The organism is Rhodococcus sp. B7740 (assembly GCF_000954115.1).
GTDB lineage: Bacteria > Actinomycetota > Actinomycetes > Mycobacteriales > Mycobacteriaceae > Rhodococcoides.
The window spans coordinates 4,965,902-4,980,592 of the sequence record NZ_CP010797.1 but is presented as its reverse complement, the minus strand read 5'-3'; the positions used below and the strand labels follow the sequence as shown (position 1 = coordinate 4,980,592).

The window sequence follows — 14,691 nt, the reverse complement described above, 5'->3', positions numbered from 1 at the left end:
CGTATCCCGGCCCCCTGCGGGATGCCCTGGTCGCGGCCGTTCTTTCCGGCGAGAAGACCAGCACAGCAAGCCTGTGGTGCAGTACGCCGACGAGGAGCTGCCGAGAGTCGGCGAACGCGGCGCGGTGGTGGATTCGGCCGGTGTCGTGGTCGGAGTCATCGAGACGACGGGCGTCGATGTCGTTGCGCTGAGCGATGTTTCTCTGCAACACGCGCTCGACGAGGGCGAAGGATACGTCGACGTCGCGCAGTGGCGGGTCGGGCACGAGAAGTTCTGGCAGTCGGCGGATGTCCGCGAGGAACTGGGCGATCCACACTTCACCGTGAACGACGACACCCAGGTGGTCCTGGAGCGCTTCGCACTCGTGTGACCGCGCGCCCTGACGCAGCATCAGGGTCAAAACTTCGTGTCGGTGGGTTGGTGTATAGGCACTTACAGTTCGATCCTGTTTCGCCACAACACTATTGGTGTTGACGCACGTTTCACAGCGGCGTACTATCGAACACACGTTCTACTTTTTGTTGGACCATCTGCCGGGGGGCGATGACACAGTGACCACATCGACGCGCAGTCGGTTCGCGGCCTATCTCGGGCCGCAATCGAAGCCGTACATCGAGCCTGCTTCGTTGGGCGAGATTCGAGATGTCGCGATTCTGGAAAATCAGGCGTGCGCTCGCAAGGTCGCTCTGGCCGCCGCCATCTGGGACACATGCATTCATCAGAACGTCCTCGTCGGTGATGTCATTCAGGACGCGGGCAACTACGCGGCTTCCGAAATTGCGCACGTCCTGGGTTGCTCGAAGACCGTTGCGAACACATACGCCGAGGTCGGAATGGACCTTCGACTCCGGCTTCCCGCCGTCGCCGCAGCATTCGAGGCCGGCGAACTCGATCTGCCCCGCGTCCGCGCGATATACCGCTGCACCCACAACCTGACTCAGGACGCGGCGACGGCCGTCCAAAGCGAGGTCCTGTACGCCGCCCGACGCCTGTCACCCGGTCCTCTGGCGACGGAAATCTGGTCGATCATGTTTCGAATCGCACCCGAACAGGCTGCCGCTCTACGCAAGGACTTGGAACGGCACACCAACGTCACGTACACCGACAAAGATGTGCTGTCGACGCTGAAGGCCGACCTCACCGCGGCGGACGCCGCCGCGGCCTGGCAACTCATCAACGAGATGGCCGCTACCGTCTGCCGACGCGATCCGCGAAACAAAGGGCAGAAGCGCGCAGCCGCGTATGTTGCTCTGCTGCATCAGGAGTCGTCGATAGCATGCTTGTGCGAGCCCGACGATGACAATCCGTGCACGGCCGATACCTCACGCCCGGATCGGCGTGCGCCGCTGACCGTGATCACGGTCGACCTCGCCACGCTCGCCGGTCTGCTGTCCAATCCTGCGCACCTGTCCGGGCACGGCACCATCGATGCCGAATACGCCCGGGAGCTCGCCGACAACGCGCACTGGCAGATTCTTCTCACCGAGGCACGCAACCTCGCCGAGAAACTCGGTTACGGCGACGACCTGGAATCACTCATCGATCTCGAGACCGACACCGACACCGACACCGACACCGACACCGACACCGACACCGAGAATGACGCAGGTAAGGAAGACAAGGCTGTCGACAACAGGACCGACAGCGGCAGCGGCAGCGGTGGAAAGAACCACGGCGGATCGAGAGGTGCGAAGCCACGAGGATCGAAGGCACGTAAGAACAGCCGGTCCGAGGGCAGCAGGTCGCATGTGGTGTTCCATCCCCTGGGGCGCAGTCGTCGTCGGGTCGGCGATACTGTTCCTCGGCCCCCGCAAGCCCCGAAGTCCGCACAATCACCGCGAAACAGCTGTGTCGCAACCCCGTATCGCGGCACCTACACGTTCGTTGCCGAACTCGAAGCGGCAATCGCAGCAGAACCCACCCTCGGGCTCGCGCTGCACCCGGACGGGCACGGCGGCCTGGTGCTGCCACCACCCGGAGCGCTCGTCTATCGGCCCACTACTGCACTCGCAGAACGTATTCGGTACCGCGACCGCACCTGTCGACACCCGGGCTGCGATGTCCCGGCCCAGCAATGCGAGATCGACCACATCGTGCCGTATCTCCATCGCGACCCCTCGACGGGAGGCTGGACCATCGACACCAACCTGCACTGCCTGTGCCGCTACCACCACAGCCTCAAGACCATGGGCCTGTGGACTCCCGTCATGCTCGCCGACGGTGTCGAGTTCTGGCTCTCGAACGCCGGCACCACCGCGATCACGGTTCCCGGCACGACACAACTCGCGGACTTCAGCCACCTACCGAAGATCCACTCGAAGCCGAGAGGGTCGGCACCTCGGCGCGATTCGCCGACCCCGACGCCGGCGGATCCACAACCGACCCCGATGCCCGCCTCGGCACCCGACGACGAGCCACCGCCCTTCTGACCGGACCCGGGAGTGCACACAGGTGTTCCGCCGCAGTCGAATACGTCTGCGGCGGAACAACAGTGCGTAGTCGTTCGTGGGTGTCAGCCTGCGTAGGTACTCAGGTCGTACACCGTCGCGCTGCCGACCGTGGTCGCCGTGAAGTTCGCCTCGACCCACTCCTGGATCTGTGAGGACGTACTCTCCGAGTCGCCGCCCATTCCTCCACGAGCCATACCGCCACCCATTCCTCCGGACACGTAGTACGTCACCTCGTGGTTGGAGACGTACTCGATGAACTCGTCGAGCGACGGCGCAGGATCACCACTCCACCCGCCGATGGCCATGACGGCCGTATCGGACGACAACTCGTATCCGGCTGCGGACATCGAACCGTTCACCGCAGCGGACCACCTCGTGGTCGTGGATTCGAGCAGAGCCGTCAACTCCTCGTCGGTCTCACCGCCCATGCCACCCATGCTGGGCATGCCGCCTGTGCCGCCGTCACCGGTGCCGAAGCCTGCCGGAAGATCGGCCGCATCGGCAGCCATGGCCGCATCACCTTCCAGCACAGCATCATTCGGCACAGCATCATTCAGCACAGCATCATTCGGAGCAGCATCACCCGGCATCGCTCCCGTCGGCATTCCACCACTCGGCATTCCACCACCAGGCATACCGCCGCCCGGCATTCCACCCAGGCCTCCGTCGCTGACTGCACCGGTCGGACCTGCAGTGGGGATGGAACCACTGTGCGCGTTCGTCGTCGTAGCGATGGCATACGACGCGCCGCCGCCGAGACCGGCCACGGCTCCGAGGATCAACGCAGCGGCGGTGAGCTTTCGGTACCGCCCGGCGAACAGAATCATCACAGCAGCGACGATTGTTCCCACCAACAGGATCCATTTCAGTGCCGGCAGCCAGTCCGCGTTGCGGTGCAACAACACCCAGCTCCAGGCACCGGCCGCAACCATCATGGTGGCCATACCGGCTCTGCCCCATATCGATTCGCGTCGAAGCCACAGCGCGTAGCCGCCGGTTCCGATCATGCCCGCGAGTGCAGGGGCGAGCGCGACGGTGTAGTACGGGTGGATCGTTCCGGACATGTAGCTGAAGATCAGCGCTGTCACCAGGAACCAGCCGCCCCACAGAATCAGCGAGGCACGGAGAAGGTCGGTACGTGGCGCTCGGCCACGAGCGATCAACCCGAAGACCAGCGCCACCAGGGCCGCCGGGATGAGCCAGGAGATCTGGATTCCCATCTCGCTGCCGAACAGTCGGTCCAGACCGGTCGAGCCGCCGAAGCTGGACCCGGCTGCCCCGGCACTCATTCCGGCCGGAGCCTCCATCCCGCCACCGCCGGTGTTACCGAAAATTCGGCCAAGCCCGTTGTACCCGAGCACCAGATCCATCACGGTGTTGTCGGTGGATCCACCGATGTACGGTCGGGCACTCTCCGGCCACAACTGAACCGTCAACACCCACCACCCCGCAGCGACGATCAGCGCTGCGAACGCGCCGACGAGATGCAGCAACCGGGCCCGCAACTGCGGTTGTCCCGCAACGAGATACGTGAACCCGAACGCGGGCAGCACCAACAATCCCTGCAACATCTTGGTGAGGAACGCGAACCCGAGCGCCACACCGGCCAACGCGAGCCACATCGCAGCCCGACGCCCGGCCGAAGTCTGCAGAGACCGCACGACGAAGTAGCCGCCGAGTGTCATGAGAAGGACGAGCAGCGCGTCGGGGTTGTCGAAGTCGAACATCAACGCCGCCGCAGGAACAGACGCCAAGGCGAAGCCGGCGAGCAAACCAGCCGTGGGGTTCGCGACGCGTTTGACCGCGGCATACACCGTCGCCACCGAGGCAACACCCATCAGCGCCTGGGGAAGAAGCAGGCTGAAGCTCGAGAATCCGAAGACCCGAGCCGACAGTCCCATCACCCACAGTGCGGCCGGCGGCTTGTCCACGGTGATGAAGTTCTCGGAATCGAGCGATCCGAAGAACCACGCCGTCCAGTCCTTGGTTCCTGCCTGCACCGCAGCGGCGTAGAAGGTGTTCGCGTAGCCACTTGCCGTCAGGTTCCACAGGTACAGCGTTGCCGTGGCCGCGAGCAGAACCAGCAGCCCGAGCAGGTGCCGGCGGCGATACCACCACCTGTCCTGCCAGGACGGCTGGCGGGCGTGCGACGGAGGCATCGCGGCCGGTCGGTCGAGTTGGGCAGTCATCGCAGATCCTGTTCGTCGAAGTTGTCGACTACGAGAATGTGCGATGGACCGTCGGCCGGGCTGGGAGCAGCCTGCGAACTTGCTGTGAGCGAGAGAGCTCGCTCAGACGCGATCGGCGTACACGACGATGTTGTCGTCGTAACTGGAGATATCCGAGTCGAATTGGCCGCCACAGGTGATCAAGCGCAAGCCTGGGTGGTCGATGTCTCCGTAGACCTTGTCGGTGGGAAACGCATCCTTCGGATACTGCTCCACCGCGCTGACGACGAACCGGACCGTGCCGCCGTCCTGGCTGACAACGGTGACATCGTCGCCCAGTTCGAGATCGCGCAGCCGGTAGAAGACACCGGGGCTGCCGCCCCAATCCACATGCCCCGCAACGATCGACGGTCCCAGCTGCCCCGGAACCGGCGACCCGGTGTACCAACCGGCGGGGAAACCGCCCGCGGGTACCTCCATCGATCCGTCCGGACGCAGACCCAGACCCATCACATCGGAGTCGACGCCGATCGCACCGATCTCGAGGCGCGCAGGCGGGGACCCGGGCGCCGACGACGATTCGGCACCGACCTCACCCGACGGCGTGACGACGGCGGGACCAGAAGCCGAGGGCATCGACTCGTTCTGCGCGGGGCCGGCATCCGAGGGCGTTGCGCAGCCGGCAACCAGCGACAGCAGCACCAGGAACGCCGCTGCCACCGCCCGCACCACGACCCGATGACGGGTCGTGGTGCGGGCGGATTCGGCCGAATGTACCGATACCTCGACGGTAGGTCTCACCGATCAGTTCCGACGACGAGTCAGAGCCAAGGCAGAGAAAGCACCGACCGCGAGTACCGCCAGCAATGTCCACATCGGAGCGAACGACGTTGCAGTCGAACGGTTCACGGTACTGCCGTCACCGGTGTCGACACCACCGTTCGGGATCTGTGTGATCTGGCCACCGGGGTTGTACGTGCCCGGCTGATCCGGGCCACCCGGTGTGATCGGCTGATCAGGCGTGTTGGGCTGATTCGGCACGTTCGGCTGATTCGGCACGTTCGGCTGATTCGGCACGTTCGGCTGATTCGGCACGTTCGGCTGATTCGGCACGTTGGGCTGATTCGGCACGTTGGGCTGATTCGGCACGTTCGGCTGGTTCGGCACGTTCGGGACACCCGGGATCGGCGGGATGGTGATCACCGGCGGCACACCCGGAATCGGGGGCACCTCGATGACGATCGGCGGCGTACCGCCACCGTCACCCGGCGTACCGCCACCGTCACCCGGAGATGTCGTGGTCACGGGCGGCGTGGTGGTCACCGGAGATGTCGTGGTCACCGGAGGCGTGGTGGTCTCCGGAGATGTCGTGGTCACGGGCGGCGTGGTGGTCTCCGGAGATGTCGTGGTCACCGGAGGCGTGGTGGTCTCCGGAGATGTCGTGGTCACCGGAGGCGTGGTCGTTATCGGAGGTGTGGTGGTCACGGGCGGCTCGGTGGTTCCGCAACCCGGGTTGGTGATCGTGTTCGAGTCGAGGGTGACAGCTCCGTCCAGAGCCAGTAGCCGTCCCTGCACATCGGCATTCGTGGTCGCGGTGATCGACGCTCGTGCCATGATCGTGCCCACGAAATCGGTACCGGTGCCGAGTGTGGCCGAGCTTCCGACCTGCCAGAACACGTTGCACGGGTTGGCCCCGTTGATCAGCGAGACACTGCTGTCGGATGCCGTGATCAGCGTCGATGCCGCCTGGAAGATGAACACGGCGTTGGAGTTGCCCTGCGCGTCGAGTGTGAGGGTTCCGGTCAGGCCGAACGTGCCCGAACCGTACAACCCGGCCAACAATGTCTGTCCGCCGAGTTCGACTCCGGTCGAGGTTGCTCCCGGTCGACCGGCGGCGTCGTCGTATCCGGTACTCAGATCCGCTTTCGCCTGCGCTGCAACCGAATTGCGGTCGTTGATAACTCCACTGGTGAGCTCTCCCGGTGGGAATCCGGTGATGAACGGTTCGACACCGACGCCTGGGCTCACTCCGACGTTGCCGCCGATCCTCGACGGGCCGGTGTTCGTGATCTTGGAGCCGGCCAGAACGGCATAACTCTCCGCGGTGCCGAGTTCGACGGTGGTGGGTTGAGCCTCGGCTGCGGGGACGTTGATCAGCATGAGTGCGCTGGTGGCCAAAGCGACCGAACCGGCAAGCGGAACGAGGGTTCTGCCCCTGCGCCTGATGGGGGTCGACGTGCACGTGTGCTGTGAAGCGGGCATGGATTGCATACCGTTCTGCTGGTTGGGCGAAGCGGACTTGTTGCCGGACTTCGTGAACCGCGCAATCGATCCCCCGACGAGTTCGATTGCGCAGCAATTGATGTCGCGACGCTCAACGGCCGCCCCGGACCGATCCGAGTGCGTGGAGGTATCGCGGTTCCGTATTCGATGACGTCACCGGCCGACGGAGTTCGGCAAGGTGACACAACTATGCGATCAGCGGAGGCTCGTGCCCACTCCGCAACTAAGAGTTTCCCCGTATCTCTACGGTGTAGAGCTACAGCACACCATGTGTAGGATAATGAGTCAAGCGAAAAGTGTTGTCGAACAACAAGTTTGTTTGCCCCCTACTTACCGGTCGGTTCACTGCTTTCGAGAGGTTGCCTACCGATGTCCACGACGAACCGACCCGGCCCACACTCCAATATCAAGATCGACCGCGAGTACGTGGTGTCCGCCGCCCTGAGCATCGTCGATCGAACCGGCCTCGACAGCCTGACGATCCGGAGCCTCGCGGCATCGATCGATCGCGATCCGATGACCGTCTACCGATACCTGCCCACCAAACAGGCGTTGCTCGACGCCATCGCAGATTCGGTACTGGGCACACTCGTCTGCGTCGACGGCTCAGACCCCGATTGGCAGCGTCAGCTCAGAATTTTTGCGCGGCACTACCGTGAGCTCGCCCTCCAACACCCACACGCGGCGGTGCTGCTGACCACCTGCCCTCAGGCGACTCCACTGGGATTGGGCACGCCCCGGTCACTGGCCTCACTCGAGAACATTCTGATTCTGCTGACCACCGCGGGATTCACGCTGCCCGAGGCCCTGACGAGCTATCGGCTGATGATCTCCTTCCTACGCGGCCATCTACTGAGCGAGACCCAGGAAACGACCGCCAACCCGGACGAGACCGGCGACCGCCTCAGCCTCGCTCTGCGCCGACTCCCCATCGACACATTTCCCCTGCTGTCGACGCTGCCACCTCTGATCACCGAGTACGACGGTGCCCTCGAACTCGAGTTGGGTCTCGACGTGCTGTTCCGAGGCATCACCGCACCTTCGACCTGAGCGGATCGACGCTCCCGGGGCCCGCACCGGACCGAGCCGTACCTGGTCCCAGGATTCACGGCATCGGACTTCACGCCATCAGAGCAGTCCGGTGCCTGCCTCGTTCGCTCGTTCTTCGTCTCGTTCCTGCTGCGCAGCGGCCAGGCCGGACATCGTGCGCAGCGGAACCTCCTTGAGGAAGAGCACCAGTACGAATCCGAGGACCATCAGGATCGACACGGCCAGGAACACGTAATCCATGGCGTCGGAGAACCCGATGCGGAACGGCTCGGCCAGAGCCGGTTCGAGCTTCTGAATGAACGAGCTGTCCTGCAGTGCACTGCCTGCGACGGAGGCGTCACCCGAGGCGATGGCTCGAGCGAAACCCGATTCGAGCGGATCGGAACTCGTGGCGGCGCTCTGTACTGCCTGTTGGAATGCCGGGGTCGAACTGGCGGCGATCAACGCGTCTCCCGTCTTCGGGGTGAGCTGGGTGAACAGCATCGACAGGAAGACGGCAACGCCGACCGTCGCACCGATCTGCCGGAAGAACGTTGCGGCAGAGGTGGATACACCCATGTCCTTGGGCGGCATCGCATTCTGGATGGCCAGGGTCAGCGGCTGCATCATCGAACCGAGCCCGAGGCCGAACACGCCCATGACGACCATCGTCTGCCACAGCGGGGTATCGGCGTGCACGTAGTGGAAGACGAACATCGCGAGCGCCATCAGTGCCGTACCGACGATCGGAAAGATCTTGTAGCGTCCCGTCTTCGAGATCATCCGACCCGAGACGATCGACGCGACCATCAGGGCACCGACGAGGGGCAGAGTCTGGTAGCCGGCCAGCGTCGGCGACGATCCCTTGACCACCTGCAGATACTGAGGCAGCAGCGAGATGCCACCGAACATGGCCGCACCGGCGATGACACTGACGGCAATACACAACGAGAACAACGGGTTTCGGAAGAATCGCATGGGAATCAGGGCGTCGTCGCCCATCTTGATCTCGGCGAGCACGAACGCGATGACGCCGACGATGCCGATTCCGAAACACAGCAGGGCCCGCGGCGAGCTCCATCCCCACACGCGACCCTGCTCGGCGATGATGAGCAGCGGTACCAGGCCGACGCTGAGAAGCACTGCGCCCCAACAGTCGACGCGCGCCTCGCGGCGGTACACCGGCAGATTGAGCACTCGCCACACCACCACGAGCGCGATGATGCCGAGGGGGACGTTGATGTAGAAAACCCAACGCCAGCCGGTGATTCCGAGAATCGACGACTGCCCGGCGAGCAGGCCACCGATGACCGGTCCGAGCACGCTGGACGTGCCGAACACGGCCAGGAAGTAGCCCTGGTACTTGGCACGTTCGCGCGGAGGCACGATATCGCCGATGATCGCCAGCGCCATCGACATCAGACCGCCTGCACCGAGGCCCTGGATGGCGCGGAAGGCGGCGAGCTCGTACATCGACGTCGCGATGCCGCACAGCATCGATCCGACGACGAAGATCGAGATGGCCGTCATGAAGAACGGCTTGCGCCCGTAGAGGTCGGAGAGTTTGCCGTACAACGGGGTCGAGACCGTCGAGGTGATGAGGTAGGCCGTGGTGACCCAGGCCAGCACCGAGAACCCGTTGAGGTCGTCGGCGATGGTGCGGACAGACGTCGAGACGATGGTCTGATCGAGCGCCGCGAGGAACATGCCCATCATCAGGCCCGACAGAATCGTCATGATCTCGCGATGCGAATACTCGCCGGACGCGGGGGTCACTTCAGGCTCGGTTACCATCTCTTTGACGCACCTTTACGTAGCATTTGTTTGTGTCCTACAACGATATTGGGACACCAGCATGCGCGCAGAATGCCGTCGGTGCAAAGAGTTATTTGCGCCGGATCCGGTCCCGCACCTCACGCATCGTGTGCGGATGAATTCCCTCGGCCGCGAGCACTCGTCTGGTCTTGCGGCGCGTGAGCAGAACTCCGGTGATCGCGATGATCCACACCGGGAACTGCACGAGCAATGCGACCCGGAAGCTGTCGAACGTGTAGCCACCCATCGCGTCGAGAATCCATCCGATCCCCGCGATCACCAACAGTGACGCCAGGAAGCCGCCGATGTTCACCATCCCCTGAGCCGTCCCCAGGTTGGCGCTCGGATTGAACGTGCGGGCGAGGTCGAAACCGATCACCGAACCGGGACCACCCACGGAGATCACCACCACGAGCAGCACCAGCAACCACAGTGGCGCAGGCCCGGGAAGCGACAGCACGATGGCCCACATCGCGGCGTTGCTGATCATGATCGCCAGCACCAGCCACGACCGCCGCATCGGGTAACGCCCGGTGAGGAGCCCGACCACGATGCCCGACACCACCGCGGCCGCCACCGACACCGTCAGCAACGCTCCGGCCGTCGACGCCGACAGGCCCTGCGCCGACGTCAGATACGGCACACCCCACAGCAACGCGAAGACCGTGATCGAGAACTGGGTGCCCATGTGCGAGAAGAAGCCGAGCCGCGTGCCGGGCCGTCGCCACACCTCGGCGATGGAGGCGAGGGTCTGTCGCAACGTCGTCGGCTCGAACACGGGAGCAGCTCCGTCGTCGGGCCGATCTCGGACGAGGGCGAGAACCAGCACCAGGGCAAGCAGCCCGAGCGCCGCTGCGCTGCCGAACGCGAACGTCCAGCCGGGTCCGTTCAACAGGATCAGGAACGGGACCGCCGAGAGCACCTGGCCGAGCTGGCCCAGCAGACCCGTCAGCTGCGAGACGATCGGTACTCGCCGGGGCGTGAACCAGCGCGGCACCAATCGCAGCACCGAGATGAAGGTGAGCGCATCGCCCACGCCGACGAACGCTCGCGCGGCCACGGCGACGGGGAGCGATTCGGTGAGCGCCAGCGTGATCTGAGCCGTCGCCATGATCAGCGCGCCCGCGGCGATCATCTTCCGCGAACCGATGCGATCCAGCAGTACCCCGGCCGGGATCTGCATCCCCGCGTACACGACCACCTGCAGCACCACGAACGACGACAGCAAGGACGGCGACACCGAGAACCGATCGGCCGCACTCAGGCCCGCGACGCCGAAGGACGTCCGATGCAGCACCCCGACGATGTAGGCGAAGACACCGATGCCCCACACCACCCACACTGTTCTCACGCGGTCACTGCCTTCACCGGACGATTGTGTCAACCCGCTGTGAAATGATCGGACTCGGTAGTACCCGAAGCAGGAAAAGGAGTGACGTCGTGGCCAAGCAGGTGTTGGTGCTCAACGGTCCGAATCTGAACATGCTCGGAACCAGGCAGCCCGAGGTGTACGGCCACGCCACCCTCGCCGACGTCGTCACCCTGTGCGAGAAGACCGGTGCCGAGCACGGTCTCACCGTCCGAGCCGAGCAGTCCAACCACGAGGGTCAGATCATCGACTGGATCCACGAGGCCCGCGGGGTGGCGTCGGGCATCGTCATCAATCCGGGCGGGTTGACGCATACGTCCGTGGCGCTGCGCGACGCGCTCGTGATCCCGGAGGTGCCGATCATCGAGGTGCACATTTCCAACGTGCATGCCCGCGAGGAATTTCGGCATCACTCCTTCGTCTCCCCCATCGCCAGCGGCGTCATTGCCGGGCTCGGGATCGACGGATATCGCTTCGCCATCCAACGACTCGCATCCCTGGTCTGACACATCTCTGGGCTGACGCCGGCTCTCATCCGGCACTCAGGATCGACTGCCTAAACTGGTCGCCGTGAACACGAGCAAGAACGTCTCCAAAGACATCAAGGCCATGCAGAACGGCGACAAGAATCGTCGGACTCTCGTTCAGGTGGTCGTCGCAGTCGTTCTGATCGCGCTCGTGGCAGCGATCGCTCTCTTCATCGTCAACCGAGATTCGACGTCGGGGGATGCATCGGCCGCCGGCTCCAGCGGGTCGACCGGTGCCCAGCTCACCCCCACGTCGCTGACGGACGACGGTGCCATCCGCTTCGGCAATCCCGACGCCACCACCGTCATCAGCGTCGTCGAGGACTTCCAGTGCCCGGCGTGCAAGAACTTCGAGTCCGTCAGCGGATCGACGTTGCAGCAGCTGGCCGACGCAGGCAATGTCGCCGTCGACTACCGGCCCATCTCCATTCTCGACCGGTTCTCGAACGGAACCATGTACTCGACCCGCGCGGCCAGTGCGTCGATCTGCGTCGCCGAGAACGACCGCGACAACTGGATGAACTGGCACACCGCCATGTTCGAGCAGCAGCCGTCCGAGGGCGGTACCGGACTGACCGACGACGAACTCGTCGCGATCGCCGCCGCTGCAGGTGCCGACTCCCCCGCCGTCGCGTCGTGCATCACCGACGGCAGCTACACCGATTGGGTCACCACCCAGACACAGTCGGTCCTCGGCGAAGGCATCAACGGAACACCGAACGTGCGGGTCAACGGCACCGACATCGCCAACCCGACGCCGGAGAACATTCTCACCGCCGCCGCCGGTAGCTGAGCAGCATCCGACGACCGACATGAGAACCCGCGCTGGTGCCGCTGTCTTCACCCTGTTCAGCGCTCTCGGCTTGCTCGCAGCGCTGACGCTGACGATCGAGCGATTCAAACTGCTCGAGGACGCGTCGTACGTCCCGTCGTGCAGCCTGAATCCCGTGCTCTCGTGCGGGTCGGTGATGGTGACGAAACAGGCTGCGCTGTTCGGTTTTCCGAACCCCATCCTCGGTATCGTCGCGTTCTCCGTCGCGCTCGTCGCCGGGGTGCTGTGGCTCGGCCGCGTCGAACTGCCGCATTGGTTCTGGCTCGGCATGAGCGGCGGCCTGCTGCTCGGTGAAGTGTTCGTGCACTGGCTGATCTTCGAGAGCCTGTACGAGATCAACGCCCTGTGCCCGTACTGCATGGTGGTCTGGGCGGTGACGATGCCGCTGTTCGTGCTGGCTCTGAGCCGACTGATCGGCTCCGGACCGAACAACGGCGGCACCGTCGGTCGCCTCTTCCTCGAATGGCGGTGGACGCTGCTCGCGGTGTGGTACGCAATCGTCGTCGCGCTCATCGGAATCCGCTTCTCGGACTACTGGGCATCCCTGTTCTGACAGTTTCGCAAAACTCATGAGTCGAACGTCTGCACCGTGCATGATGGGAGCAGCACCCGAGTGAGCCTGATCACAGCCACTGGCTCGGGGAAGGTCGTTCGAGTAGCAGGAGTCGATACATGGCAGGCGATCCATTCGCAGTCATCGTTGCCGTCATCGTGTCCGCCGCCGGAGTTGTCGCCGGAACCGACGCCCCGGCTCCGATTCCCGACCAGGCGGTGAAGGATCAGGCGGCCGCGATTGCCGCCGATGCCGAGGATCAGGCGAACACGATGAGTGATCAGTGGACCGAACTCCTGGGGACCCTGCCCCAACCTGCCGCCGACATCGCCGACCGCACCCTCTCCGACGCCGCCGAGGGCATACACACCGCCGCCGAACCGATGCTCCCCGCTCTGCCGACGGTGGAAGACATCGAAGCAGCCGACGCGGAGGCGGCAGGCGCAGAAGCAGCAGGCACGGATACAGCCGAGGGTTCTGCGATACCGACCGACCCGACGACTGCTGCCGCCCTGCCCGCCGCACTGTCGACCACGTCGACTGCCGGTTCCCCCTCTGCGCCACTGCCGTTCAGTGTGTTCTCGTCGAATGCGGTGTCCACCACCGCAGCCGCCCTCGGGGCGGGTGCCGTTCAATTCGCCGGCCGGACGTACACCGCCGCCGACATCGCCACCCAGACCGCGTTCATGGCGTCGGCCGAGGCCATTCGGCGTGCGCTGTTCCCCGGTCAACCCGCCACGTTCACCGGCATCAACGTGGGCCCGATCGGTTTGGGTGCAGTGGGAGCCATCACGGCCTTCGTGCCGTGGCTGCAGAAGGCAGGCAACATCTGCGGCGGCGTCAAGGCGACGACCATCGCGGCACTGTATGCCGCCGAGAACGGCTTTCGACACGGCCCAACCGCTCCGGTCTCGAGCACCGGCGCGCAGGGACCGGGGCAGTTCATGCCCGGCACATGGGCCACGTACGGCAAGGACTACGACGGCAACGGCGTCGCCGACGTCAACAGCATCGGCGATTCGGTGATGGCGTCGGGCACACTGCTGTGCGATATCTACGGACAGGTCGACGGGTGGAAGCGGGAGGGCAAGGTGTCCGGTGACACCTTGGATCTGACCCTGGCCGGATACAACGCAGGCGCAGGGGCTGTATTGCGATCGGGCGGCATGCCCTCGGGCACATTCGATTACGAGACGCAGACCAAGCCGTACGTCTCTCGCATCCGAGCGACCGAAGCGCAGTTCGCCGCGATCCTGACGCCCTTCGCCGGACTCGACCTCACCGGAATCGGCGGCCGATCGGTGCAGTTGGCGATGGACTACCTGGGACTGCCGTACGTATGGGGCGGCGGAAACATCAACGGACCATCCGGCGGTGGATTCGACTGCTCAGGCCTGACGTCGTATGCCCTGTACAAGGCCTCGGGCGGGAAAGTGACACTGCCCCGCACCTCGGAAACCCAGTGGAACGTGGGCACCGAGGTCCCGATGGAGCTCGCGCAACCGGGCGACCTGCTGTTCGGAAACTTCGGCCCGGCCGGGCCGGGTCACGTGGCGATCTACATGGGCAACGGGCAGATGGTGCACGCTCCCACCACCGGAGACGTGGTGCGTGTGGCACCGGTGTTCGACGGCATGCGGGCCCGGCACATCGTCTGACAGTGCA

Annotated in this window: 12 protein-coding genes; 7 read left to right on the top strand and 5 right to left on the bottom strand. The window is 64.6% G+C overall.

Annotation, left to right across the window (positions count from 1 at the left end; translation table 11 throughout):
* Positions 1-73 precede the first annotated feature (73 nt).
* Positions 74-370 (top strand): ASCH domain-containing protein, encoded by a 297-nt coding sequence (locus NY08_RS23365; protein WP_235387013.1) that lies wholly within the window; start codon positions 74-76, stop codon positions 368-370.
* Positions 371-551: 181 nt separating this feature from the next.
* On the top strand, positions 552-2,429 hold the full coding sequence (locus NY08_RS26620) for a DUF222 domain-containing protein (protein WP_144407420.1): 1,878 nt from the start codon (positions 552-554) through the stop codon (positions 2,427-2,429).
* 83 nt (positions 2,430-2,512) lie between these two features.
* On the opposite strand, the gene NY08_RS23355 is transcribed toward NY08_RS26620, so the two are convergent.
* The 3 genes from NY08_RS23355 to NY08_RS26320 form a co-directional block, all read right to left on the bottom strand.
* Positions 2,513-4,639, bottom strand: a complete 2,127-nt coding sequence (locus NY08_RS23355) for a glycosyltransferase family 39 protein (protein ID WP_200893150.1) — start codon at positions 4,637-4,639, stop codon at positions 2,513-2,515.
* 102 nt (positions 4,640-4,741) lie between these two features.
* A complete protein-coding gene (locus NY08_RS23350; protein WP_052683923.1) occupies positions 4,742-5,419 on the bottom strand; it encodes a class F sortase in 678 nt (225 codons plus the stop codon).
* 3 nt (positions 5,420-5,422) lie between these two features.
* Positions 5,423-6,880, bottom strand: a complete 1,458-nt coding sequence (locus NY08_RS26320) for an ice-binding family protein (protein ID WP_235387011.1) — start codon at positions 6,878-6,880, stop codon at positions 5,423-5,425.
* Between the two features lie 390 nt (positions 6,881-7,270).
* Between NY08_RS26320 and NY08_RS23340 the strand changes: the two genes are divergently transcribed.
* Positions 7,271-7,951, top strand: coding sequence for a TetR/AcrR family transcriptional regulator C-terminal domain-containing protein (locus NY08_RS23340; RefSeq protein ID WP_045199079.1), 681 nt, complete (start codon positions 7,271-7,273; stop codon positions 7,949-7,951).
* 78 nt (positions 7,952-8,029) lie between these two features.
* Here NY08_RS23340 and NY08_RS23335 read toward each other — a convergent pair whose 3' ends face one another.
* Both NY08_RS23335 and NY08_RS23330 read right to left on the bottom strand, forming a co-directional pair.
* A complete protein-coding gene (locus NY08_RS23335) occupies positions 8,030-9,724 on the bottom strand; it encodes an MDR family MFS transporter (RefSeq protein ID WP_045199077.1) in 1,695 nt (564 codons plus the stop codon).
* A gap of 91 nt (positions 9,725-9,815) precedes the next feature.
* Positions 9,816-11,096 (bottom strand): MFS transporter, encoded by a 1,281-nt coding sequence (locus NY08_RS23330; protein WP_032393993.1) that lies wholly within the window; start codon positions 11,094-11,096, stop codon positions 9,816-9,818.
* 44 nt (positions 11,097-11,140) lie between these two features.
* Between NY08_RS23330 and aroQ the strand changes: the two genes are divergently transcribed.
* The 4 genes from aroQ (at position 11,141) to NY08_RS23310 (ending at position 14,684) form a co-directional block, all read left to right on the top strand.
* Positions 11,141-11,620: a type II 3-dehydroquinate dehydratase gene (gene aroQ / locus NY08_RS23325; protein WP_045199075.1), complete on the top strand. Its 480-nt coding sequence runs from the start codon at positions 11,141-11,143 to the stop codon at positions 11,618-11,620.
* A gap of 64 nt (positions 11,621-11,684) precedes the next feature.
* Positions 11,685-12,434: a DsbA family protein gene (locus tag NY08_RS23320; protein WP_235387009.1), complete on the top strand. Its 750-nt coding sequence runs from the start codon at positions 11,685-11,687 to the stop codon at positions 12,432-12,434.
* Between the two features lie 19 nt (positions 12,435-12,453).
* The gene (locus tag NY08_RS23315; RefSeq protein WP_032393990.1) at positions 12,454-13,026 is read left to right on the top strand and encodes a vitamin K epoxide reductase family protein; all 573 of its coding nucleotides are present in this window, start codon (positions 12,454-12,456) and stop codon (positions 13,024-13,026) included.
* 119 nt (positions 13,027-13,145) lie between these two features.
* Positions 13,146-14,684, top strand: coding sequence for a C40 family peptidase (locus NY08_RS23310; protein WP_045199071.1), 1,539 nt, complete (start codon positions 13,146-13,148; stop codon positions 14,682-14,684).
* The last annotated feature ends 7 nt before the right edge of the window (positions 14,685-14,691 follow it).

What these genes read in the sequence shown, in the direction of transcription:
- NY08_RS23315 (WP_032393990.1), top strand. Translation starts at nt 12,454, where the DNA reads ATGAGAACCCGCGCTGGTGCCGCTGTCTTCACCCTGTTCAGCGCTCTC.
- aroQ (WP_045199075.1), top strand. Translation starts at nt 11,141, where the DNA reads ATGATCGGACTCGGTAGTACCCGAAGCAGGAAAAGGAGTGACGTCGTG.
- NY08_RS23355 (WP_200893150.1), bottom strand. Translation starts at nt 4,639, where the DNA reads ATGACTGCCCAACTCGACCGACCGGCCGCGATGCCTCCGTCGCACGCC.
- NY08_RS26320 (WP_235387011.1), bottom strand. Translation starts at nt 6,880, where the DNA reads ATGCCCGCTTCACAGCACACGTGCACGTCGACCCCCATCAGGCGCAGG.
- NY08_RS23340 (WP_045199079.1), top strand. Translation starts at nt 7,271, where the DNA reads ATGTCCACGACGAACCGACCCGGCCCACACTCCAATATCAAGATCGAC.
- NY08_RS23310 (WP_045199071.1), top strand. Translation starts at nt 13,146, where the DNA reads ATGGCAGGCGATCCATTCGCAGTCATCGTTGCCGTCATCGTGTCCGCC.
- NY08_RS23335 (WP_045199077.1), bottom strand. Translation starts at nt 9,724, where the DNA reads ATGGTAACCGAGCCTGAAGTGACCCCCGCGTCCGGCGAGTATTCGCAT.